Annotated in this window: 23 protein-coding genes and 3 tRNA genes; 20 read left to right on the plus strand and 6 right to left on the minus strand. The window is 63.1% G+C overall.

Features of this window, described 5'->3' with window-relative positions:
- Nucleotides 1–168 precede the first annotated feature (168 nt).
- Nucleotides 169–522 (plus strand): DUF971 domain-containing protein, encoded by a 354-nt coding sequence (locus EJ074_RS02245; RefSeq protein WP_095805855.1) that lies wholly within the window; start codon nucleotides 169–171, stop codon nucleotides 520–522.
- A gap of 47 nt (nucleotides 523–569) precedes the next feature.
- On the opposite strand, the gene EJ074_RS02250 is transcribed toward EJ074_RS02245, so the two are convergent.
- Nucleotides 570–1,022: a MarR family transcriptional regulator gene (locus EJ074_RS02250; protein WP_095805854.1), complete on the minus strand. Its 453-nt coding sequence runs from the start codon at nucleotides 1,020–1,022 to the stop codon at nucleotides 570–572.
- Between the two features lie 47 nt (nucleotides 1,023–1,069).
- On the opposite strand from EJ074_RS02250, the gene EJ074_RS02255 reads away from it, so the two are divergent.
- A complete protein-coding gene (locus tag EJ074_RS02255; RefSeq protein WP_095805853.1) occupies nucleotides 1,070–1,975 on the plus strand; it encodes an alpha/beta fold hydrolase in 906 nt (301 codons plus the stop codon).
- Between the two features lie 7 nt (nucleotides 1,976–1,982).
- Here the strand turns inward: EJ074_RS02255 and EJ074_RS02260 are convergent, their stop codons facing one another.
- Complete coding sequence (locus tag EJ074_RS02260; RefSeq protein WP_095806137.1) at nucleotides 1,983–2,384, minus strand: rhodanese-like domain-containing protein; 402 nt, start codon at nucleotides 2,382–2,384, stop codon at nucleotides 1,983–1,985.
- 303 nt (nucleotides 2,385–2,687) lie between these two features.
- Here EJ074_RS02260 and EJ074_RS02265 point away from each other — a divergent pair, with 303 nt between their 5' ends.
- Entirely contained in the window at nucleotides 2,688–4,559 is a 1,872-nt protein-coding gene (locus EJ074_RS02265) for a murein L,D-transpeptidase (RefSeq protein ID WP_095805852.1), read from the plus strand.
- Nucleotides 4,560–4,631: 72 nt separating this feature from the next.
- On the opposite strand, the gene EJ074_RS02270 is transcribed toward EJ074_RS02265, so the two are convergent.
- Nucleotides 4,632–5,090, minus strand: a complete 459-nt coding sequence (locus EJ074_RS02270; protein ID WP_095805851.1) for a hypothetical protein — start codon at nucleotides 5,088–5,090, stop codon at nucleotides 4,632–4,634.
- Between the two features lie 193 nt (nucleotides 5,091–5,283).
- Here EJ074_RS02270 and EJ074_RS02275 point away from each other — a divergent pair, with 193 nt between their 5' ends.
- Entirely contained in the window at nucleotides 5,284–5,640 is a 357-nt protein-coding gene (locus EJ074_RS02275; RefSeq protein ID WP_095805850.1) for a hypothetical protein, read from the plus strand.
- A 32-nt stretch (nucleotides 5,641–5,672) separates the two neighbouring features.
- On the opposite strand, the gene bhcR is transcribed toward EJ074_RS02275, so the two are convergent.
- Nucleotides 5,673–6,506 (minus strand): HTH-type transcriptional regulator BhcR, encoded by an 834-nt coding sequence (gene bhcR / locus EJ074_RS02280; protein WP_095806136.1) that lies wholly within the window; start codon nucleotides 6,504–6,506, stop codon nucleotides 5,673–5,675.
- Nucleotides 6,507–6,711: 205 nt separating this feature from the next.
- On the opposite strand from bhcR, the gene gcl reads away from it, so the two are divergent.
- The 3 genes from gcl to EJ074_RS02295 all read left to right on the plus strand — a co-directional run bounded on the left by gcl (nucleotide 6,712) and on the right by EJ074_RS02295 (nucleotide 10,306).
- Complete coding sequence (gene gcl, locus EJ074_RS02285; RefSeq protein WP_095805849.1) at nucleotides 6,712–8,493, plus strand: glyoxylate carboligase; 1,782 nt, start codon at nucleotides 6,712–6,714, stop codon at nucleotides 8,491–8,493.
- A gap of 26 nt (nucleotides 8,494–8,519) precedes the next feature.
- Nucleotides 8,520–9,317, plus strand: a complete 798-nt coding sequence (otnI, locus tag EJ074_RS02290; protein WP_095805848.1) for a 2-oxo-tetronate isomerase — start codon at nucleotides 8,520–8,522, stop codon at nucleotides 9,315–9,317.
- A gap of 101 nt (nucleotides 9,318–9,418) precedes the next feature.
- Entirely contained in the window at nucleotides 9,419–10,306 is an 888-nt protein-coding gene (locus EJ074_RS02295; RefSeq protein WP_095805847.1) for a 2-hydroxy-3-oxopropionate reductase, read from the plus strand.
- 132 nt (nucleotides 10,307–10,438) lie between these two features.
- On the opposite strand, the gene EJ074_RS02300 is transcribed toward EJ074_RS02295, so the two are convergent.
- The gene (locus tag EJ074_RS02300; protein ID WP_095805846.1) at nucleotides 10,439–11,299 is read right to left on the minus strand and encodes an RNA methyltransferase; all 861 of its coding nucleotides are present in this window, start codon (nucleotides 11,297–11,299) and stop codon (nucleotides 10,439–10,441) included.
- Nucleotides 11,300–11,498: 199 nt separating this feature from the next.
- Here EJ074_RS02300 and EJ074_RS02305 point away from each other — a divergent pair.
- From EJ074_RS02305 to EJ074_RS02315, 3 genes are all read left to right on the plus strand, one after another.
- A tRNA-Tyr gene (locus EJ074_RS02305) sits at nucleotides 11,499–11,583 on the plus strand.
- A 73-nt stretch (nucleotides 11,584–11,656) separates the two neighbouring features.
- Nucleotides 11,657–11,730, plus strand: a tRNA-Gly gene (locus tag EJ074_RS02310).
- A 276-nt stretch (nucleotides 11,731–12,006) separates the two neighbouring features.
- Nucleotides 12,007–12,264, plus strand: a complete 258-nt coding sequence (locus EJ074_RS02315; RefSeq protein WP_095805845.1) for a GlsB/YeaQ/YmgE family stress response membrane protein — start codon at nucleotides 12,007–12,009, stop codon at nucleotides 12,262–12,264.
- Between the two features lie 95 nt (nucleotides 12,265–12,359).
- On the opposite strand, the gene EJ074_RS02320 is transcribed toward EJ074_RS02315, so the two are convergent.
- Nucleotides 12,360–13,247: a DMT family transporter gene (locus EJ074_RS02320; RefSeq protein WP_095805844.1), complete on the minus strand. Its 888-nt coding sequence runs from the start codon at nucleotides 13,245–13,247 to the stop codon at nucleotides 12,360–12,362.
- A gap of 291 nt (nucleotides 13,248–13,538) precedes the next feature.
- On the opposite strand from EJ074_RS02320, the gene tuf reads away from it, so the two are divergent.
- The 10 genes from tuf (at nucleotide 13,539) to rplL (ending at nucleotide 21,922) form a co-directional block, all read left to right on the plus strand.
- Nucleotides 13,539–14,714, plus strand: coding sequence for an elongation factor Tu (gene tuf, locus EJ074_RS02325; RefSeq protein ID WP_095805843.1), 1,176 nt, complete (start codon nucleotides 13,539–13,541; stop codon nucleotides 14,712–14,714).
- A 219-nt stretch (nucleotides 14,715–14,933) separates the two neighbouring features.
- Nucleotides 14,934–16,145 (plus strand): hypothetical protein, encoded by a 1,212-nt coding sequence (locus EJ074_RS02330; RefSeq protein WP_129552752.1) that lies wholly within the window; start codon nucleotides 14,934–14,936, stop codon nucleotides 16,143–16,145.
- A gap of 223 nt (nucleotides 16,146–16,368) precedes the next feature.
- Complete coding sequence (locus EJ074_RS02335; protein WP_245420347.1) at nucleotides 16,369–17,961, plus strand: hypothetical protein; 1,593 nt, start codon at nucleotides 16,369–16,371, stop codon at nucleotides 17,959–17,961.
- 106 nt (nucleotides 17,962–18,067) lie between these two features.
- Nucleotides 18,068–18,143, plus strand: a tRNA-Trp gene (locus tag EJ074_RS02340).
- A 358-nt stretch (nucleotides 18,144–18,501) separates the two neighbouring features.
- A complete protein-coding gene (gene secE / locus EJ074_RS02345) occupies nucleotides 18,502–18,705 on the plus strand; it encodes a preprotein translocase subunit SecE (RefSeq protein ID WP_095805841.1) in 204 nt (67 codons plus the stop codon).
- Nucleotides 18,706–18,732: 27 nt separating this feature from the next.
- Nucleotides 18,733–19,260 (plus strand): transcription termination/antitermination protein NusG, encoded by a 528-nt coding sequence (gene nusG / locus EJ074_RS02350; protein WP_059189556.1) that lies wholly within the window; start codon nucleotides 18,733–18,735, stop codon nucleotides 19,258–19,260.
- A gap of 189 nt (nucleotides 19,261–19,449) precedes the next feature.
- Nucleotides 19,450–19,878, plus strand: coding sequence for a 50S ribosomal protein L11 (gene rplK, locus EJ074_RS02355; protein WP_059189557.1), 429 nt, complete (start codon nucleotides 19,450–19,452; stop codon nucleotides 19,876–19,878).
- Nucleotides 19,879–19,883: 5 nt separating this feature from the next.
- A complete protein-coding gene (gene rplA, locus EJ074_RS02360; protein ID WP_095805840.1) occupies nucleotides 19,884–20,582 on the plus strand; it encodes a 50S ribosomal protein L1 in 699 nt (232 codons plus the stop codon).
- A 386-nt stretch (nucleotides 20,583–20,968) separates the two neighbouring features.
- A complete protein-coding gene (gene rplJ, locus EJ074_RS02365; RefSeq protein ID WP_095805839.1) occupies nucleotides 20,969–21,487 on the plus strand; it encodes a 50S ribosomal protein L10 in 519 nt (172 codons plus the stop codon).
- 54 nt (nucleotides 21,488–21,541) lie between these two features.
- Nucleotides 21,542–21,922 carry a 50S ribosomal protein L7/L12 gene (gene rplL, locus EJ074_RS02370; protein ID WP_095805838.1) on the plus strand — a complete coding sequence of 127 codons (381 nt, stop codon included), beginning with the start codon at nucleotides 21,542–21,544 and terminating at the stop codon, nucleotides 21,920–21,922.
- The last annotated feature ends 161 nt before the right edge of the window (nucleotides 21,923–22,083 follow it).

Genomic DNA, 22,083 nt, shown 5'->3' on the forward strand with positions numbered 1-22,083 from the left:
GCTGCCCAAAGCGCGCGCTGGAACGGATTCAGGCGACGCGCTTCGGGTTTGTTTTGATGCATCGTTGTCCCAGAACCCGCTGCACAATTCTGGGCGACATGCATTGGCTTGACCTTTCCGCATCGAGCGAAGCAGCGTAGGGAAGGGCGCAATTCACCAGGAAGAAACATGACCGCGCCGAAGGAACTCAGGGTCTCGAAGGACCGCAAACTGCTCACCGTGACCTTTCCCGGCCATCAGCCGTTCGAACTGCCGGCGGAGTTGCTGCGCGTTGCCTCGCCTTCGGCGGAAGTGCAGGGCCATTCGCCGGACCAGCGCGTCACGGTTCCCGGCAAGCGCAACGTCGCTATCCTCAAGATCGAGCCGGTCGGCAATTACGCCGTGCGCATCACCTTCGACGATTTCCACGACACCGGCATCTTCACCTGGAACTATCTGCACACGCTTGGCCACGAGAAAGACGAGCGCTGGAATGCCTATCTCGCCGAGCTTGCCGAGAAGGGGCTGAGCCGCGACCGGTGATCCCTCGCGCGGGAGTTCAGTCCCGCCTCAATCTTGGTGCGGCCTTGTCAGGCTTCTTTCAGCACCTCGGCGATCCTGCGCATCTGCTCGCCGATCATATCGCACTGCTCCGGCGTCGACTGGCTCATCGCCTTCTCGATCAGCGCCATGTGCACTTTGAGCGCCTGCATCAGCAGGGCCTCTCCGGCCTCGGTGAGGTTCAGCCGCAGAACGCGCTTGTCCTTCTCGTCGCCCTCGCGCCGCAGCAGGCCACGTGCTTCGAGCTGCGGCAGAAGCATGGTGATGTTGGAACGGCCGACCAGCAGTTTTCTCGCCAGATCGTGCTGCGACATGCCGGGATGGCGGTAGAGGTTCATCAGCACATCGAGCTGCGCAGGTTTGAGGTCGAGGGGCGCCAGTTTGCCCGCCAGAGTGCGCTCCAGCACATGACAGGCGCGCGCCACCGCGACCCAGTTGCGAAAGCGCGGGTTGTCCCAGGGCAGCTCTTGTTTAATGTTCATGTTTGAACTATTATGTTCATGCTTGAACGAATGGATGGATCGCCACTATGGCATCATTTGGATTGAAGGTCATCCGGAGCATGTTCGGCGCGGCCGAGCATGTCGCTCCGCGCCTCAGCGGCCGCGCCGCCTTCGAATTGTTCTGCCGCACGCCCAACGTCAAGGCGCTGAGCGATGGCGAGCGCCGCGCGGTCGAGCGCGCCGCCGACTTCATGGCCGAGGCGCGTCATCACCGGCTGAAGACGAGGACCGGTTGCGTGGCGGTGCATGAGTTCCGACCCGAACCGGGCAGCGGCACCCGGGGCACCGTGCTCGTCATCCATGGCTGGCGCTCGCGCACCGAATACATGCGTGCGCTGATCGAAGGATTTCGCGAGGCGGGCTACAAGGTCGTCTCCCTCGACCTGCCGGGCCACGGCCATTCTCTCGGCCGCCATCTGAACATGGTGAACGCAGTGGACGCCGCGCGGGTCGCCGGCGAATGGTTCGGCCCGTTTGACGCCGCGGTCGGTCATTCCTTCGGCGGCGCAGTGGCTGCCAACGCGGTCGCGGCGTCGGTCAAGGACACCCCGGCGCTCCCGGCCGAAAAGCTGGTCCTGATCGCAGCTCCCAGTTCCCTGCCGGCAATCTTCGACGACTTCAGCCGCAGGCTCAATGTCGGGCCGCGGTCCCGCGTCGCGATGGCCGATCGGGTGAAACATCTGTCGGGGCGGCCGCTCAGCGAATTCACCGGCGACCGCCAACTTGCCGAGGCTCCGGTGCCGACGCTCGTGATCCACGCGCCGGACGATCGCGAAGTTCACGCCGATCACGCAAAGCGCTATGCCGGCGCCGGCGACCACGTCAGCCTGCACTGGGCCGAGGGGCTTGGCCACCGCCGCATTCTCGCGGATCGGGGCGTGGTCGAGCGCGCCGTCGGCTTCGTGGCGGAGCAATCGGCGCTGCTGCACTGATCCTTGATCAGCCGTCCTTCTTCTTTTGGCCTGGCTCGATCGGCAGGCCGGCCGCCTTCCATGCGCTGTATCCGCCCAGAATGTGCCTGACCGGCGTCAGACCCATGTCCTGCGCCGTCTTGGTCGCCAGCGCCGAACGCCAGCCGCCGGCACAGAAGAAGACGAAGCTCTTCCCCGAGGCGAAGAATGGCTTGTGGTAGGGGCTTTCCGGATCGATCCAGAATTCGAGCATGCCGCGCGTCACGTGCTTGGCGCCCGGAATCCTGCCGTCGCGCTCGACCTCGCGAGGGTCGCGCAGATCGACGAAGATTGTATCCTCGTCTTCCAGCAGTCCGGCAGCTTGCTCCGGCGATATGACCTCGATCTCGGCATTCGCCTCGTCGAGAAGCTGGCGATAGCCTTTCTTCATCGGCCTTTCCTTCCTGGCCAGTTCTGCAACTTTCGGGGCCAGCATAGCGTTTCAAATCTGTGGCGCCCGAGCCAGTTTCCGTCAACGTCTGGCGCAACGCCGCAAGCATGACGGGAAACGAGGATCGTGGACCCGGCCGCAAGAATATGTGCAACCGTTCTGCAACACGGCCGCGGAAATTAATGGAAGCTTAACGGAATCGGTATGAATCGGTATAGTTGCGCCTTACATCCGCCATGCGGTGGGCGAGACCGTCTTAGCGGCGCGGGAACGGGAACCGGTTGCAACCGGTGCGGGTGATGCATGAAATTCCTCGGAAACACGAAAACCTTGTTGCCGATCGCGCTCGCCGCGACGTTGACCCTCGGCCAGTCTCCAGCGAGCGCGCAAGGGCTGTTCGATATGCTCTTCGGCGGCGGCATACGGCACAACCCCCAAGGTGAATTTCCGCCGCCACCGAAGTCCCGCAAGATGCTGCCAAGCGCTGGGGGCGGCGCCAGAATCAGCAGCCCGAGCTACTATACCTACAAGGCCGACCGGCTTGTGCGCGTCGACTTCAAGCCTTTGATCGCGGCGCCGCAGCCTGCCACCGCGCAAGACGCCGCCTATGTGCCGTCGGTCGACGGCGGGGCGTTCCGCGACGCCATGGCCAGCCTGGGCGATTATGAACTCTTCGCCGAGCCCGATGTTGCCAAGGCATTGATCGCCTACTACTCGGCCAATCCCGATTTCATCTGGGTGACGGAAAACGCACCCAACAGCCGAGCGCAGGATGCCGTACGGGTGCTCGGCGAGGCGGCGAGCTATGGTTTGACGCCAGCGGACTATTCCGTCGACATTCCGGCGGCCACCACTTCCGCTTTTCCCCAGGAGCGGATGAAGGAACTGGTCCGCTTCGAAATGGCGCTGTCGGCGCGCGTGCTGCGCTATGCTCATGACGCGCAGAGCGGCCGCGTCGACCCCAACCGCATGACCGGCTATTACGATTTCCCCGCCAAGCCGCTCGATCTTGAAAGCGTGCTGAAGACGCTGGCGCACACGCAGGAGGTGCGCACGTATCTCGAATCGCGGCACCCGCAAAATCCGGAATACCAGGCGCTTCGTGTCGAACTGGAGTCGCTCCAGGCAAGCGAGGAGAACGAGATCGTCGTCGATCCCAAGCTGCTGCTGAAGCCGGGCGAAACCAGCCCGGAACTGCCCAAGCTGCTGACGCTTATCGCCCGCAATCTCGATGACGAGATGGGCGGCGCCTATGGCGAGATCCTCGCTCGGCTCGGCAAGAGCGAAATCTACGATCCTGAGTTGGTGCCGGTGATCAAGGCGGTGCAGCAACGGGCCGGCATGAAGGGCGACGGCGTCATAGGCCCCCGCACGGTGGCTTCGCTTGCGGGCACATCCAAGGCCGACAGGATCGAGAAAGTGAAGGTGGCGCTCGAGGAACTGCGCTGGCTCCCTTCCGACCTCGGCAGCCCACGCGTCTTCATCAACCAGCCTGCCTTCACCGCGAGCTATATCGACAATGGCGAGGAAAAGCTGAAGACCCGCGTGGTCGTCGGCAAGGTCACCAACCAGACCGCCTTCTTCTACAATCAGATCAAGCAGGTCGATTTCCACCCCTATTGGGGCGTGCCGCAGTCGATCATCGTCAATGAGATGCTGCCGCGGTTGCGCAACGATCCCGGCTATCTCGACCGCGCCGGATATGAAGTGACCGATTCGAGCGGCCAGCGAATCCCTTCGGCCGCGGTCGACTGGGGCGCTTACGGCGCCAAGGTTCCATTCAGCGTGCGCCAGCAGCCGAGCGAAGCCAATGCGCTGGGCGAACTGAAGATACTGTTCCCCAACAAGCACGCCATCTACATGCATGACACGCCGCAGAAGTCGTTCTTCCAGCGCGACATGCGCGCGCTGAGCCATGGCTGCATTCGCCTGCAGGATCCGCGCGGCATGGCGGCCGCGGTGCTCGGCACTTCGGTCGATTATGTCGCCGAAAAGCTGAAGCACGGCCATTCGACCGAGAATGTGACGCGGGTGATCCCGGTCTACGTGGCGTATTTCACCGCATGGCCGGACATGAAGGGCAAGGTCGAGTATTTCGACGACGTGTACGACCGCGACACGCGGTTGATGCAGGCGCTGGAAGCTACCGAAGCGGTGCGCTCGCCGTCATCCTGAGGCAGTTTGTTTTCACGCAGTTCGGGACGGCGAGGCCGCAGAGCCTGACCGTCTCGCACTTCCTGGAATGCTTCAGACGGGCGGACGGCGGAAGCCGGCGTCGCGCCCGGCGATCAGCCAGTAGACCAGGCCGGCGACCAGACCCGCTGCGGCGATGATGCCGATGTCGGCCCATCGCTCCGGCTCGTCCGGAGCGCCGGGCCACAGCATTAGGAAGCCGGCGGCTGCAGCGGCGGCTCCGAACAGCATGTGCAGCCAGAAATTCCTCAGCGAAAAGAACTCCGCGATCAGCGCAAAGACCAGCGTCTGGGCGCCGGTGACCACGATCGTCAGGAAATAGACAAAGATGCCGAGCGGCGGTACGACCAGCACCATGATCGGTGTCACGCCCATCAGGTCGAAATAGGCTGGCGCGTTGGGGAGCGCGCTCAAGACCGCGTAGATTGCGACAATCGCGATCAGGCCGGCCAATACCGCAACCAGATAGCCGGCAAGCGCCATCAGAATCCGCTTCAGGACATAGCCGACCATTTGCCCTGCACCCCCGTGCCCGCAATCGTGGCGCGCAGTCAGCCATCAAAGCTGTAGCGATGCAAGAGCCGGCGGGCAGGCTCTGCCCATAGCGGATTCAAGCTCCGTTTCGCCCTGCGGAGGCCCGATGTACAGCGAACCCGGGCTGGCTTAGTGTCGATCGGCTGCGACAATTGCCGCGAGGGAGGCGACGTTGGACAAACAGGATCCGCGGGAAGACCTGATCGAGCCGGTTTTTCGCAACGGCACGGTCACCACGGTCGGCATCCTGCTGGCGTTCTCGTTGGGCTTCATCACCCATTGGGCCGCCAATCCGATTCCATGGCAGAGCTATCATCTGATCGCCGTGCTGCCGATCCTGGGCGGCATTGCGCTGCAGATGCGGTCGCTGGCCATGCTGCTCGACATCCAGTCGCTGCAGCGCAGTATTTACGCGCGAGCCAGCCGAATCTTCATCGCCGGCCTTATCTTCACCGCATGCGGCGTCGGACTGGCAATCCTGCTCGATTTCTTCGACATAGCGGCAAAGAGCGCGCTGCCTGGCGCATGACCGCGAGAAGTCGCGGCGCGATTTTCTCTTGATCAGTTCACCGCGGGCGCCATCCCGACCCCGCCGATCATCTTGGTCACCTCGGCCGCGGCGTCACGAACCAGCGGGCCAATCTCGGCCAGGCGCTCCGGCGTCACCCGCACCGTCGGACCGGAGACTGAAACACCGCCGATCGGCTCGCCGAACTCATTGAAGATGGCAGCGGCCACACAGCGCATGCCGGGGTGGCGCTCCTCGTCGTCGACCGACCAGCCGCGATGCTTGATGGCTGCCAGATCGTGGGCCAACGCAGAGATGTCGGAGAGGGTCTTGTCGGTGTAGCGCTGCAGACCGGCCTTGCGCAGGATGGCGGCAACCCGCTCTGGTTCGAGATGCGCCAGCACCGCCTTGCCGATGCCGGAAGCGTGGAAGGAACTGCGCGTGCCGGGCCGGAAGAAGGCGCGGATCGCCTGATGTGTCTCGACCTGGCTGACGAAAACCACACAATCGTCCTCGGCGACGCCGAGGTTGGCGGTCTCTCCGGTCTTCTCCATCAATTCCTGCATGACGATGCGGGCGCGGTCGACCAGCTTGCGGCTGCGCAGGAAGGCAGCACCCATACGGTAGGTTTCGACGCCGATCGCCCAGAGCTGCTCCGTCGAGTCGAACTCGACCATGCCGTGGTTCTCGAGCGTCGTCAGCATGCGGTAGGCGGTGGACGCGGCAATTCCGCTTCGCGCCGCGACTTCGCTCAGCGACAGGCCGCTGGCTTCGGCGACGATCGCCAGGATGCGCAATGCGCGGTCCAGCGACTGCACCGAGGCTGTCTCCGACGGGCCGTTGAAGGCGCGCGGCCGGCCGCGCTGGCGCTTTTCTGTCGTTTCCATGGCTCGCATCCTCTGCAACCCCTCACGCACGTAATGAAAAATTTTTTCACCCAATTTGCAACGGGAATATCTGGAAAACGAAAAGGGAAGTGAAATCAGCGAATAAGCAGAGTTTTCTATAAATGAAAAAATATTCTGAAAAAATTGAAAAATCAAAACCGCGCTGGCATCCTCAAGCCAACCAACAAATTTGTGGAGGTTGGAAATGGCCAGGATGCGCGCTGTCGACGCTGCGGTTCTCGTTCTCGAAAAGGAAGGCACCACCAATGCCTTTGGCGTGCCGGGGGCGGCGATCAATCCGCTTTATTCGGCGTTGAAGGCGAGGGGCACGATCCGCCATGTTCTTGCCCGCCATGTTGAAGGCGCCTCGCACATGGCCGAGGGCTTCACGCGGGCCAAGGCCGGCAATATCGGGCTCTGCCTCGGCACATCCGGCCCGGCAGGAACCGACATGATCACCGGGCTCTATTCGGCATCGGCGGATTCCATTCCGATCCTCTGCATCACCGGGCAGGCCCCGCGCGCGCGCCTCACCAAGGAGGATTTCCAGGCCGTGGACATCGCCGCGATCGCCTCGCCCGTCGCCAAATGGGCGGTGACCGTCATGGAGCCGTATCTGGTGCCGATGGCGTTGCAAAAAGCGTTTCACCTGATGCGATCCTCGCGTCCTGGTCCGGTGCTGATCGATCTGCCGGTCGACGTGCAACTAGCCGAGATCGAGTTCGACATCGATGCCTACGAGCCGCTGGCCCCGTTCAAGCCGGCCATGACGCGCGCGCAGGCCGAGAAGGCGCTCTCGATGCTGAACGAGGCGCAAAAGCCGCTGATCGTCGCCGGCGGCGGCATCATCAACGCCGACGCATCAGACCTGTTGATCGAGTTTGCCGAGATCACCGGCGTGCCGGTCATCCCGACGCTGATGGGCTGGGGAGCAATTCCCGACGACCACCGCCTGATGGCCGGCATGTGCGGCCTGCAGACATCGCACCGCTATGGCAACGCGACAATGCTTGAAGCCGATTTCGTCTTCGGCATCGGCAACCGCTGGGCGAACCGCCACACCGGATCCGTCGACGTCTACACCAAGGATAAGAAGTTCATCCATGTCGACATCGAGCCCACCCAGATCGGCCGCGTCTTCGCGCCGGATCTCGGTATCGTCTCGGACGCCGGCGCGGCGTTGAAGATGCTGCTCGATGTCGCCACAGAATGGCGCATGGCGGGCAAGCTCCGTGACTGGTCAGGCTGGGCGAAGGAATGCCAGCAGCGCAAAAAGACGATGAAGCGCAAGACGCATTTCGAGCAGGTGCCGCTGAAGCCGCAACGCATTTACGAGGAGATGAACAAGGCCTTTGCCCGCGACACCACCTACGTCACCACGATCGGCCTATCGCAGATCGCCGGCGCGCAGTTCCTGCATGTCTACAAGCCGCGCAACTGGATCAATTGCGGTCAGGCCGGCCCGCTCGGCTGGACGCTGCCGGCGGCACTCGGCGTGCGCGCCGCCGATCCGGATCGGGACATCGTCGCGCTCTCGGGCGACTATGATTTTCAGTTCATGATCGAGGAACTGGCCGTCGGCGCACAGCACAGACTGCCCTACATCCACGTCGTCGTGAACAACGCCTATCTCGGCCTGATCCGCCAGGCGCAGCGCGGCTTTGCGATGGACTATGAGGTGAGCCTTGCCTTCGAGAACGTCAATCGCGCCAACGATCCCGAGGCCGGCTACGGCGTCGACCATGTTGCCGTCGCCGAGGCGATGGGCTGCAAGGCGGTGCGCGTGCGCAAGCCGCAAGAGTTCGCCGGCGCGTTCAAGGAAGCGCAGCGGCTGATGAGGGAGCACCAGGTTCCGGTCGTTCTCGAGTTCATCCTGGAACGCGTCACCAACATTTCCATGGGCACGGAAATCGACAAGATCACCGAATTCGAGGAGCTTGCCGAGAGCAACGAGGACGCGCCGACCGCCATTGTGATGCTGGACTAGGGCATAGCGGAAGAAGGAGGAAAAGAATGCCGCGTTTTTCAGCCAATCTGTCGATGCTCTTTGGCGAGCATGAGTTCCTCGACCGCTTCGACGCTGCGGCCGGCGCCGGCTTCAAGGGTGTCGAGTATATCGGGCCTTACGACCACGCGCCGGATGTCGTTGCCGCGCGGCTCAAGAAGAACGGCTTGACGCAGGTCCTCTTCAACCTGCCGGCGGGCGACTGGGGGAAGGGCGAGCGCGGCATCGCGGTGCTGCCTGACCGGGTGCCGGAATTCCGCCAAGGCGTCGCCAAGGCGATCACCTATGCGCATGCGCTCGGCTGCGAGCAGATCAACTGCCTTGCCGGTATCGCGCCGCAGGGGGCGGACCGCACTGTTTTGGAAAATGTCTTTGCCGAGAACCTCGCCTTCGCGGCCGAGAAGTTGGAGCAGGCCGGGATCAGGCTGCTGATCGAGCCGATCAACACACGCGACATTCCGGGTTTCTTCCTGAACTACAGCGACCAGGCGCTGGCGCTGATCGAGCGCGTCGGCTCGAAAAACCTGTTCCTGCAATACGACATCTATCACATGCAGGTCATGGAGGGGGATCTCGCCCGGACCATCGAGGCAAACCTCGGCCGCATCGCGCATATCCAGCTTGCGGACAATCCCGGCCGTCACGAGCCGGGGACGGGCGAGATCAATTATCCTTTCCTCTACGAGCACATCGACCGCCTCGGCTATTCCGGCTGGGTCGGCGCCGAATACAAGCCGAAGGCCGGGACGGAGGCGGGGCTGGGATGGTTCCGGCGATTCGCAGGGCAGGGAAGCGCCGCGGCTTAGCAGCTTCGCAATTGAACTCGGCGTTCCTTCGCGCCCCCCTCTGTCCTGCCGGCCAGAGGGGGGCGCCGTAGAACGCGGCCTAACAAAGGACGGAGATACACATGGAAACCATCGGCTTCATCGGGCTGGGCATCATGGGTGCGCCGATGGCGGGGCATCTGCTCGATGCCGGCTATGCGGTCGTCGCAAGCGACCACCGCTCCAAGCCGCCGGCCGACCTCGTCGGCAAAGGGCTGAAGACCGTTTCAGGCAACGACGCGGTGGCCAGGGCCTCGGACATCATCATCACCATGGTTCCGGATACGCCGCAGGTGGCCGACGTGCTGTTCGGCGAGAAAGGCGTCGCTTCGGGCCTGACCAAGGGCAAGCTCGTCATCGACATGAGCTCGATCTCGCCGATCGCCACCAAGGAATTCGCCAAGAAAATCAACGAGCTCGGCTGCGACTATCTCGATGCGCCGGTGTCAGGCGGCGAGGTGGGGGCCAAGGCGGCCTCGCTCACCATCATGGTCGGCGGCGAGGAACAGGCTTTCGAGCGCGCCAGACCCATCTTCGAAAAGATGGGGAAGAACATCACGCTGGTCGGGCCGAACGGCGTCGGCCAGACTACCAAGGTCGCCAACCAGATCGTCGTGGCGCTGACCATCGAGGCCGTCGGCGAAGCCCTTGTCTTCGCCGCCAAGGCGGGCGCCGATCCGGCCAAGGTCAGGCAGGCGCTGATGGGCGGGCTCGCCGCCTCCCGCATACTGGAAGTGCATGGCGAGCGCATGATCAAGCGCAGCTTCGCGCCCGGCTTCCGCATCGAATTGCACCAGAAGGACCTCAACCTGGCGCTGGAAGGCGCAAAGGCGCTTGGCGTTGCGCTGCCCAACACCTCGACGACGCAGCAGCTCTTCAACTCCTGCGCCGCCAATGGCGGGGCAAAGGAGGATCATTCGGCGCTGGTGAGGGCGCTGGAGCGGATGGCGGGGTATGAGGTGGGTGAGTAGTGAAGGGTGAATGGTGAATGGTGAGTAGTCAGTAGTCAGTAGAATGCTGTTGCCTCAGCCGTGCGGCATAGATTGCCTACTATTCACTATTCACTATTCACTATTCACTATTCACTATTCACTATTCACTATTCACCCTTCACTCAGAAACTTCTTCGCCGCATAAAGGCTCACCGCCGCCGCATTCGACACGTTGAGCGAGCGGATGGCGCCAGGCATGTCGAGGCGGGCCAGTGCCGTGACGGTTTCGCGGGTCTTCTGGCGCAGTCCCTTGCCTTCGGCCCCGAGCACCAGGGCGATCTTGTCACCGGAGAAGGTCTTTTCCAGCTCGGCAGGCCCATCTGAATCAAGACCGATGGTCTGGAAGCCGGCCTCGTGGAGCTGGCCGAGCGCGTCGGCCAGGTTCTTCACCTCGATCTGGTCGATATGCTCCAGCGCGCCGGACGCGGATTTCGCCAGCACACCGGATTCCTGCGGGCTGTGGCGGGCGGTGGTGATCAGCGCGCCGGCGCCGAAGGCGACAGCCGAGCGCAGGATCGCGCCGACATTGTGCGGGTCGGTCACCTGGTCGAGCACCAGCACCAGCTTTGTGTCGCCGAGCGCGTCGAGGCGCTTCGGCTTGAGCGGTTCCGCCTCGATCAGCACACCCTGATGCACCGCGTCCGAGCCGGTGATCCTGTCGATGTCCTTCGGCTCGACCAACTCGGCCTTGAAGGGCAGGGCGGCCAGATTGGCGATCGCAAGCCGCTCGGCTGCGTTGCGCGACACCAGCATCTTCCTGATCTTGCGCCGGGGGTTGTCGAGAGCCGCGCGCACCGTGTGCAGACCATAAAGCCGCACCAGCCCGTCGGCGGGACCTTCCCCCGGCGGCACTGGCTGACGCGGCCGGAACGCCGGGGCGCCGCCCGCTTTCTGGTCGCGATGGGCGCGCCGCAGCTTGGCGTAATGAGTGTCCTTTGGGGTGCCGGGCTTGTTGCTTTTGTTGTCGCTCATGGCGGCTTCTATAGCGGTCCCTTCCGGCTAAGGATATGGGTTGCGGCGAGGAATGCGGAGCATCCTGGAAAAACCGCCGCTGCGCCGGTTGACACCCACCGGCCTTGCCGCCATAAGGCGCTTCGCTGATTTCGGAGAAAGACTTACTCGGGCTCCGGGTCAGCTGAAATGCCTCGTTGCATGGCTCCGGCGGCAGACTGGAGAGGTGCCCGAGTGGTTAAAGGGGACGGACTGTAAATCCGTTGGCTTAGCCTACGTTGGTTCGAATCCAACCCTCTCCACCACTGCCGGCCCGGAAGCCTTGAAACGAACGCATCGTACCGTGCCGTTTCGGCTGATCCGATGCGTGACTGCAAGGCGGGTATAGCTCAGTGGTAGAGCAGCAGCCTTCCAAGCTGAATATGCGGGTTCGATTCCCGCTACCCGCTCCAGACTTTCCTCCGCATGAATTGCCGGGCTCCGCATGAATTGCCGGCTTTTCTGTCCGCCGCTCCTGCCGCTCTGCATCTTGCCTGCTTGCGCCAAGCGCTTACTCAGACGCTTGGTGATGGTGCCGCCGGCAGGGCGCTGCCAAAACGGCCCATCTTGCTCCTCATCGATCAAATCTTCCCGGCGCCAGGACGGCGCAAACAAGCGGATTCCAAGCTGTCTTGAGCTTTTGACAATCATATGAAAATGATTGGCGCGGCGGAGGATCGGAGGCAAAAATGTCCATCATCAGCTGGATCATTCTCGGCGTCGTCGCCGGCTTCATCGGAAGCAAGATCGTCGACAAGAGCGGCCAGGGCATCGTGCTCGACATCGTGCTCGGCATCGTCGGCGCCGTCGTCGGCGGCCTGATCTTCAGCGCCTTTGGCGCGTCCGGCGTCACCGGCCTCAACATCTACAGCCTGATCGTAGCCGTGATCGGTTCGATCGTGGTGCTGTGGGCCTATCATCAGTTTTCCGGCAAGCGCACGCTGTAGAGGCAAGGCGGACGCCCACGGCTGGTTGGCTGTGGAAGGTAGCGACCCCGCTGGCAACCCCGCGGGGCTCCAGCGGGTTGCGGTCCGGGAGCGGCTCAGGCGATCACCGTGAGACGCCGCCTTCTTTCGTCGAGAGAGACGATAGCCAGGCCGCTGCCGATAACCAGCAGGATGCCGCAGACGGCAAGTGCGTTCGGGAACTCCCCGAATACCAGAAGACCGGAAATCACCGCCCAGACGGTGAAGCAATAGTAGAAGGGGGCGACCGCGCTCGTGGGGCCCACCCGATAGGCCATGAAGATGAAGAAATGGCCGAAGATCAGGAACAGGCCGGCACCGGCTATCAGCAGGAGATGACGGCCCTCCGGCATCACCCAATGCTCGCAAGCAAGGTGCGCCACGCCCGAGCCGACAAGCACCACCACGACGGCCGAGATGGCGACGATCATGCCGGGCACCTCGGCGCCGATCTTGCGTCCTGCGAGGTCGCGCGCCGCGGCCAGGGCCGCGTTGCCGAGCGCCAGCACGGCATAAACGGAAATGCCCTGCATCGTCGGCTGCGCCACCATGACGGCGCCGACGAAGCCAAGGCCGATCAGCGCGATGCGCGCCGCGCCGATCTTCTCGCCGAACAGCATCGAGGAGCCGACGAGCACAAGCAGCGGGGTGACCTGTCCGAGCGCCGTCGAATCGGCAATCTGCATGTTGGCCAAAGCCACCACATAGCAGAGGATCGCCGCCAGCTCGCAAAGGTTCCGGCGCAGCACCTTGCGCTCGAAAAGCAGCGGGATCTGTCGGCCGTAGCCGAGCATGAGGAGCAGAGGCATGCCCCAGAGCGTGGCTGCGGCGCCGCGCAGCAACAGCACCTCGTAGGGCGGCAGCCCCTCTGTGGCGAGCTTCATCATCGTGTCGTTGACGAGGTAGGAGCCCGTGGCAACGACCATGAAAAGCGGACCGCGGATGTTGGCCGAAATGAGCTGCATGTGGCGAAGAAATCAGACGCGGGCCGCGGCAGCAATGGGCCAGCAACGGTCGACAGGGACAGCAACTGGACGAAGTTGCCAGGCCGCGGGACGCGGCAGAGCATGGCCGGCCCGCGATTTGATTTCGGGTGCGGCGACCCTATATCCGCGCCACGTCCTCTGAAATCGGATCATTGGTAGAGTCGAGTGGCAGAGCGCTCAGCCACAAGGCACTTGTGTTTTTCGGCCGTAGTCGCTAATCGCCCCGCATTCGACTGAACTGAAGGTCAAGGCCGTCCAAGGAAAGAGACTATGGCAAAAGGTAAATTCGAGCGCACCAAGCCGCATGTGAACATTGGCACGATCGGCCACGTCGATCACGGCAAGACGTCGCTGACGGCGGCGATCACCAAGTATTTTGGCGAATACAAGCGCTATGACCAGATCGACGCGGCGCCGGAAGAGAAGGCGCGCGGCATCACCATTTCGACCGCGCACGTCGAGTACGAGACGGCCAACCGGCACTATGCCCACGTCGACTGCCCCGGCCACGCCGACTATGTGAAGAACATGATCACCGGCGCCGCGCAGATGGACGGCGCGATCCTGGTGGTGTCGGCCGCCGACGGCCCGATGCCGCAGACGCGCGAGCACATCCTGCTCGCCCGCCAGGTCGGCGTGCCGTCGATCGTGGTGTTCCTGAACAAGGTCGACCAGGTCGACGACGCCGAGCTTCTGGAGCTGGTCGAGCTCGAGGTGCGCGAGCTGCTGACCAAGAACGAGTTCCCCGGCGACGACATTCCGATCGTCAAGGGCTCGGCGCTGGCGGCGCTGGAAGATTCCAACAAGACCATCGGCGAGGACGCCATCCGCGAGCTGATGGCGCAGGTCGACGCCTACATCCCGACGCCGGTGCGTCCGCTGGACAAGCCGTTCCTGATGCCGATCGAGGACGTGTTCTCGATCTCGGGCCGCGGCACGGTGGTGACCGGCCGCGTCGAGCGCGGCGTGGTCAAGGTCGGCGAGGAGCTGGAGATCGTCGGCATCCGGCCGACGACCAAGACGACCTGCACGGGCGTGGAAATGTTCCGCAAGCTGCTCGACCAGGGCCAGGCCGGCGACAACATCGGCGCGCTGCTGCGCGGCGTCGACCGCGAGGGCGTCGAGCGCGGCCAGGTCCTGGCCAAGCCGGGCTCGGTCAAGCCGCACAAGAAGTTCGTGGCCGAGGCCTACATCCTGACCAAGGACGAGGGCGGCCGCCACACGCCGTTCTTCACCAACTACCGTCCGCAGTTCTACTTCCGCACCACGGACGTGACCGGCATCGTGACGCTGCCGGCCGGCACCGAGATGGTGATGCCCGGCGACAACATCACCGTCGACGTCGAGCTGATCGTGCCGATCGCGATGGAAGAGAAGCTGCGCTTCGCCATCCGTGAAGGCGGCCGCACCGTCGGTGCCGGCATCGTCGTCACCATCAAGGAATAATCGATCCGGCATTGCCGGTGAGAAGGGAAAGGGCGGTCCGACGGGCCGCCCTTTTTTGTTTCCGGCGCATCGCGGCACAAGTATTGCCCGGTCGTTTCAAATCTGTTGCAAGTACCGTTGCCGCAGCTATTATTGGTTGTATCAACGGGGGCGTTGCCAAGCGTGGTTTCAGGAAGACGTTCAGACGCTATCGCAAGGTCGTGGCGTGAACTGGTCGTCATGGCGCTTGTGGTCGCGATTGCAACGGTTGGCTTCGCCGCAAAGGCCGAGGATTTCGACCCGAAGATATTGTCCAATCCGAAGTCGTGGAATCCGGGTACGTGGTACATGCCGGGCATGTCGTCCGATGGTTTTTCGGAGATGCAGTTCGTCGTTGTTCGCAGCAGCGCGGCCGGCTGCGAGCCGAATTGTCCGGAATGGATTTCGGCAGAGGGCGCCATCGCATCGGACACGCCAGCACAGCTCAAGCGCATATTGAAGACGCTCGGCACTCGCAAACTGCCGATCATCGTTAATTCCCCAGGCGGCGATGTCGCCGCCGCGTTTCAGCTCGGTCGCATCATACGCAAGAACGGGCTCGACATAGCCATCGGCAAGACTGAGTTTTCCGATTGTTGGCCGGGGACGGAGGGTTGCGGGGCGAGATTCGGCAAGGGTGTCGCCTATTTCGGCGTGGCGTCTGACGGCGGCGCCATGTGCAACTCTGCATGTCCCCTGATGTTTGCGGGTGGCGTTCGCCGCGTGGCTGGCGGCTGGGCCTATCTCGGTGTTCATCAGATCACCACCACTTGGTTCCCCTCCACAAGGCATTTTCGAACCACCTATCGAACAATCCGAGGCAAGAGATATCAGGTGACCACGGAGACCGTCACTGAGGGCAAAAGTTACAAGACCTACGAAATGAGCAAGGCGTTTGCGAGGAAGCTCTCGGCCTATCTCAGGGAGATGGGGGTCGGGCAGGGGGTGCTGGACACTATGAAGGCAACGCCGGCCAGCGATATCAAGCGGATCACCCTCCACGATATGCTGACGATGAAATTGGCTACCAGCACGGACACCCTAGAGCTGTTTACCAGGGCGAGCCTGTGCGTGCTCGATAAGTTGGCCCCGAATTGCCGAGAAATACCGGCGTCCAGGCCGGCCGACGGACAAACGCCTCCCGCCAAGCCGGCCGAGGTGGCAGCAGTCAAGGCGAAGCCCGAACCGTCTCCGTCACCCGGGCAGGCGACCGACCCTGCCGACCAGAGACCGCAGCGAGATCGTGAATCGAGCCTGACCTTGACGGCTTGCACCGACATAGATGGCAAATTGCAGGTGGTTGCGACCGATCCAAACCTCGGTGAGGCCTGTGGTGGCCCTAGTGGGATAGGCCCATGGCCGGCTTGGGGTGTGACGAACGGTCCGTACACATCGTCGGACATGAAGCCATGATCAGCAGGGGCATACGACTGGTTGCGCTAGCCGGAGCTCGACAGAATGGTACCCTCCGGCTACCCGTTTTGGTCGGCCGCTCTCATGGGATCTGTTGCAAGCCCCGGCGTTGCAAATAGTGTGGGTTGCATCAAGGGGCTTGCCGGACGTGGTTGCAGGGTGCCGTTTCAACAGTCGGGCATGGTGGTCACCGGGGCTGATCTGCCTGGTGCTGCTCTTTGTCATGGGCAATGCTGGTCCCGCCGCCGCCGCGAAAAAGCCCGAGTCCGACCTAGGCCCGACCATGCGCTTTGCCGTCGTGCGCAGCAGCGCGCCGGGCTGTGAGCCCAACTGCCCGGAATGGATCTCGGCGGAAGGCACGATCGAGGCGGGCACGCCGGCCCTGCTCAAGCGGACGCTGAAGTCGCTGAAAGGCCGGCAACTGCCGATCATCGTCAATTCGCCGGGTGGCAATGTCGATGCCGCCCTCCAGCTCGGCCGCATCATTCGCAAGAACAAGCTCGACATCGCCGTCGGCACGACGGTGTTTTTCGGCTGCGAGCCGCAGATGAAGAACTGCCGGGACAATGACGGCAGGGGCGCTCCGTATTTCGGTGTCGCCTATGACAGCGGCGCCATGTGCAATTCGGCCTGCCCGCTGATGTTTGCCGGAGGCATCCGCCGCGTTGTCGGCGAGTGGGCCTTTCTCGGTGTCCACCAGATCACCACCACATACCGTCGGGAAAAGCTGCTTTACCGCACCACCTACCGGGTCGTGAACGGCAAGAAGAAGGTCATAGGCACGAAGCTGGTCAGCCGAAAGAACGCGGGCAGCTACAAGACCTATGAGATGAGCAAGGCGGTCGAGAAGCGGCTTTCGGCCTATCTGAGGGAGATGGGAATAGGCGAGGGCGTGCTGGTCACGATGAAGAACACGCCAGCGAGCGATATCCACCAGCTGGTTCCGGAAAACATGTTGCGCATGAACCTGGTCACCAGCTTGGACTCGCTCGAGCTCTTTGCGGCCGCGACTACCTGTAGAGCAAATCCGGTGCCGGCGAACTGCCGGGAAATACCGGCAGACGGGAATGCGAAACCGGCTGAGATGGCGGCCGCCGAGACACAAGCCGCCCAGGCTCTGGCCGCGCCGCCGAAGCAGGCGCAAGAAATGCGCTTTGTCTTGGTTCGCGGCAGCAACCCGCTCTGCAATCCCGACTGCCCGGATTGGATCGCGGCGGAAGGCACGATCACCGCCGGCACGCCCGACAGGCTGCGCGCGGTGCTGGATACGGTAGGCGGGCGCAGGCTGCCGGTGGTGATCAACTCGCCGGGTGGCGACATTCGGGGTGCGCTCGCCGCCGGCCGGTTGATCCGTGAGCGCGGGCTGGACGTCGCGGTGGGCCGAACGGATTTTCTCGATTGCGACCCAGGCGCGGCAGGCTGTGCCGCCAAGGACGGCTTCCATACCGGCCTCACCGTCGATGCCGGCGCCGAATGCGATGCGGCCTGCGCGGTGATGATTGCCGGCGGCGCCAGGCGCTTCGTGGGTGCCGATGCGCATTTCCTCGTGCACTCCATGGGCATGGAAGAAAAGGTCAGGGCGTATCTCGAGGAGATGGCGATCGGCTCGGGCCTGTTCGCCGCGATGCAGTCGGCCCAATATGCCAAGCACAGGGAACTCAGCCAGGACGAATTGGCGAAGTTCGGGCTCACCACGGGCCGCCAGTCGGTGGACGCGCTGACGGGCGCGACAATCTGCAGGTCGTCGCCGAAACCGGACAACTGCCGCGCCCTGCCGTCCGCCAACGCCCAGGCGGAATCGCCGCCGAAGCTTTAGTGGCCGCCAGAACCGGGGATGCTGGCTGCACCCTCCGGTCGGCAGCGCCCCGCCTCAAAACGGCACTTGAGTTCTCGTCGTCTTTGTGAAATAGCAGCGCGCGTGTACGGGCATAGCTCAGTTGGTAGAGCGGCGGTCTCCAAAACCGCAGGTCGTAGGTTCGAGCCCTGCTGCCCGTGCCATCTCTCAAAATGGCGGATTGCAAAATTAGCCCAGCTGTTTGAAAACCGGCGCACGGCTTGCCAAATAACGGGAATTGGGGCATAAGCCCCGCATAGCCGGGACGGGACGACTGGATGGTTCCGAGGCGGCGCTAAAACATAAAGCGGAACACTTGCCACTTGCGTGGACCAAGAATCGGTTTTATGTAGACTGAACAGACACGCGACGCGTGGAGCTGGGAAGCCGGCTTTACGCGTCTGATTTGCGTGGGTGAAATGGTGGCGCTGATTCGCGCCGGCAGGAAGCCCAGGCGGCACGTCCCGGCCAGCGGGATCATCCAGGAGACCCGGCCAACGGGTCTTGAAGACAGAGCGGCTTATGGCTTCGAAAACCACCAATCCTTTCACCTTTCTCCAGCAGGTGCGTGCGGAGACGGCCAAGGTGACATGGCCCTCGCGCCGAGAGACCATGATCTCGACGGTGATGGTGCTGGTGTTCGCGGTCATCGCCATGATCTTCTTCTTCGCCGCCGACATAGCCATGGGCTATGCGATCGAGTTCATTCTGGGCCTCGGACACTAAGTTCGGCGATTACGGAGACGTCTTGAAATGACTGCGCGGTGGTACATCGTCCACGCCTATTCGAACTTCGAAAAGAAGGTCGCCGAGGACATCGAGAACAAGGCCAAGCAGAAGGGTCTGTCGGGCGAGATCGAGCAGATCGTGGTGCCGACCGAGAAGGTCGTCGAGATCCGTCGCGGCCGCAAGGTCGATGCCGAGCGCAAGTTCTTCCCAGGCTATGTGCTTCTGAAGGCCAACCTGACGGACGCCGTGTTCTCGCTGGTCAAGAACACGCCGAAGGTCACCGGCTTCCTGGGCGACTCCAAGCCTGTGCCGATCACGGAGACCGAGGCGCAGCGCATCCTGAACCAGGTGCAGGAAGGCGTCGAGCGGCCCAAGCCCTCGGTCACTTTCGAGATCGGCGAGGCGATCCGGGTGTCGGACGGGCCGTTCGCATCCTTCAACGGCTTCGTCCAGGAAGTGGACGAGGAGCGGGCTCGCCTCAAAGTGGAAGTTTCGATCTTCGGGCGCGCCGTGCCCGTCGATCTGGAATTCGGTCAGGTCGAAAAGGGCTGATCCGATACCCGCGCCGCAAGGTGTCGGGATGCCCTTTGCCGACAGGCGAGGGGTGGCGGTGTGAAAGCACGCTGCCGTGAACGGGTGGGAGGCGAACGCGGCTTAGCCGGCCGCGGGAACCGCACCACCAGACTGCAACCGCCGGTATTTCCCAGCTAGGGGCCGGCATGAGAAAAGGCAGGAATAGAGATGGCTAAGAAAGTTGCAGGCCAGCTCAAGCTCCAGGTTGCCGCGGGTTCGGCCACGCCGTCGCCCCCGATCGGCCCGGCGCTTGGTCAGCGCGGCATCAACATCATGGAGTTCTGCAAGGCGTTCAACGCGCAGACGCAGGAGCTGGAGAAGGGGTCGCCGATCCCGGTCGTCATCACCTACTACCAGGACAAGTCGTTCACCTTCGTCATGAAGACGCCGCCGGTGAGCTACTTCCTGAAGAAGGCCGCCAACCTAAAGTCGGGTTCGAAGGAGCCGGGCAAGGTCAAGGCCGGCACGATCTCGCGCGACAAGGTGCGCCAGATCGCCGAGCAGAAGATGAAGGACCTGAACGCAAACGACGTCGAGGCGGCCATGCGCATGGTCGAGGGCTCCGCCCGCTCGATGGGCCTGGAAGTGGTGGGCTGAAGATCATGGCAAAGATTGCAAAGCGCGTGGCAAAGACCCGCGAAGGCATCGACCCGAACAAGGCCTATGCTCTTGGTGACGCGCTGAAGCTGCTCAAGGAGCGGTCTTCGGTGAAGTTCGACGAGACCGTCGAGGTCGCGATGAATCTGGGCGTCGACCCGCGCCATGCCGACCAGATGGTCCGCGGCGTGGTCAACCTGCCGAACGGCACCGGCCGCTCGGTGCGCGTTGCCGTGTTCGCGCGCGGCGACAAGGCCGAGGAAGCCAAGGCCGCCGGCGCCGATATCGTGGGCGCCGAGGATCTGGTCGACATCGTCCAGAAGGGCACGATCGACTTCGACCGCTGCATCGCTACCCCGGACATGATGCCGCTGGTCGGCCGTCTCGGTAAGGTGCTCGGTCCGCGCGGCATGATGCCGAACCCAAAGGTCGGCACCGTGACCCCGGACGTGGCTGCGGCCGTCAAGGCTTCGAAGGGCGGCGCCGTCGAGTTCCGCGTCGAGAAGGCCGGCATCGTCCATGCCGGCGTCGGCAAGATCTCGTTCGACGTCAAAGCGCTGGAAGAGAATGTGCGGGCCTTCGCCGATGCGGTGAACAAGGCCAAGCCGGCCGGCGCCAAGGGCAACTACGTCAAGAAGGTGTCGGTCACCTCGACGATGGGCCCGGGCCTCAAGCTCGACATCGCGACGCTCGCCGCGTCGTAATCGTCGTCTGATCGGCTTAGCCGATCTGGAAGAATTCCGGGCCGCCGATCCGTCGGCGGGCCGGTACCCCCGGAGGCCGAAAGGCTTCCGGATATCCTGTCCGAGATTGCAGGCGGCCCAACAGCCTTAATTCATGCGGGCCTGCATGAGACGGGTGAAGACCCGACAAAGGAGCGACAAGCTCCAATGAAAGGTTCGAACCGTGTTTGCCTTTTGTCAGCACATCGCCGGCGTGGCCGTCGGTGTGGCGAAAGGGGGCAGGATCCTCGAGCGCCGTTCGGGAGATCCTTTTTGGGATAGCCCGGCCGGCAAAAGGCAACCCGACGCCTGACCTCGTGAATGAGAATGTTCTCATCAGCAGGTTGGGGGTCAACTGGAGATAGGCAGTGGACAGAGCGGAAAAACGCGAACTCGTCACGGGCCTGAACGAAGCGTTCTCGAACGCCGGTTCAGTCGTCGTGGCCCACTACGCCGGTATCACCGTCGCGCAAATGAACGACCTTCGGTCGAAGATGCGCGCTGCCGGTGGCACCGTCAAAGTCGCGAAGAACCGTCTCGCCAAGATCGCTCTTCAGGGCACGGACTCCGCATCGATCGTCGATCTGTTCAAGGGACAGACGCTGATTGCTTATTCGGAGGATCCGGTTGCGGCGCCGAAGGTCGCGTCCGATTTCGCCAAGGGGAATGACAAGTTGATCATTCTCGGCGGCGCGATGGGCTCGACCTCGCTCAACGCCGACGGTGTGAAGGCACTCGCCACCATGCCGTCGCTCGACGAGCTGCGCGCCAAGCTGGTTGGCATGATCGCCACGCCGGCAACCCGGATCGCCCAGATCGTCAATGCGCCCGCGGCTTCGGTCGCGCGTGTCATCGGCGCTTACGCCCGGAAGGACGAGGCGGCATGAGGCCGTTCCTCGCTGTCAACAACACACGTTCGAACCTAGTGAAGGAATACACAAATGGCTGATCTCGCGAAGATCGTAGACGACCTTTCGAAGCTGACCGTCCTCGAGGCGGCTGAGCTGTCGAAGCTCCTGGAAGAGAAGTGGGGCGTTTCGGCTGCTGCTCCGGTGGCGGTTGCTGCTGCTGCTGGTGGCGCTGCCGCCGCTGCTGCTCCGGCCGAAGAGAAGACGGAATTCGACGTCGTTCTCGCCGATGCCGGCGCCCAGAAGATCAACGTCATCAAGGAAGTCCGCGCCATCACCGGCCTTGGCCTCAAGGAAGCCAAGGACCTGGTCGAAGCGGCTCCGAAGCCGGTCAAGGAAGGCGTTTCCAAGGCCGACGCCGACAAGTTCAAGGCTCAGCTGGAAGCCGCTGGCGCCAAGGTCGACCTGAAGTAAGCCTTTGGGCGAGGGCGGACGGCCTCGCGCCGTCCGCCCCCTCCCTTGACCAAGGGAGGCTTCGCAGCGCGAGACGTTTGAAAACCTCTTTCCTGAGGGCCGCAAACGGCCTTCCGGAAACGGGTTTTCTCCCGTTTTAGCCGGCACCCGCCAAACGATTG

Source organism: Mesorhizobium sp. M3A.F.Ca.ET.080.04.2.1 (genome assembly GCF_003952525.1).
Lineage (GTDB): Bacteria > Pseudomonadota > Alphaproteobacteria > Rhizobiales > Rhizobiaceae > Mesorhizobium.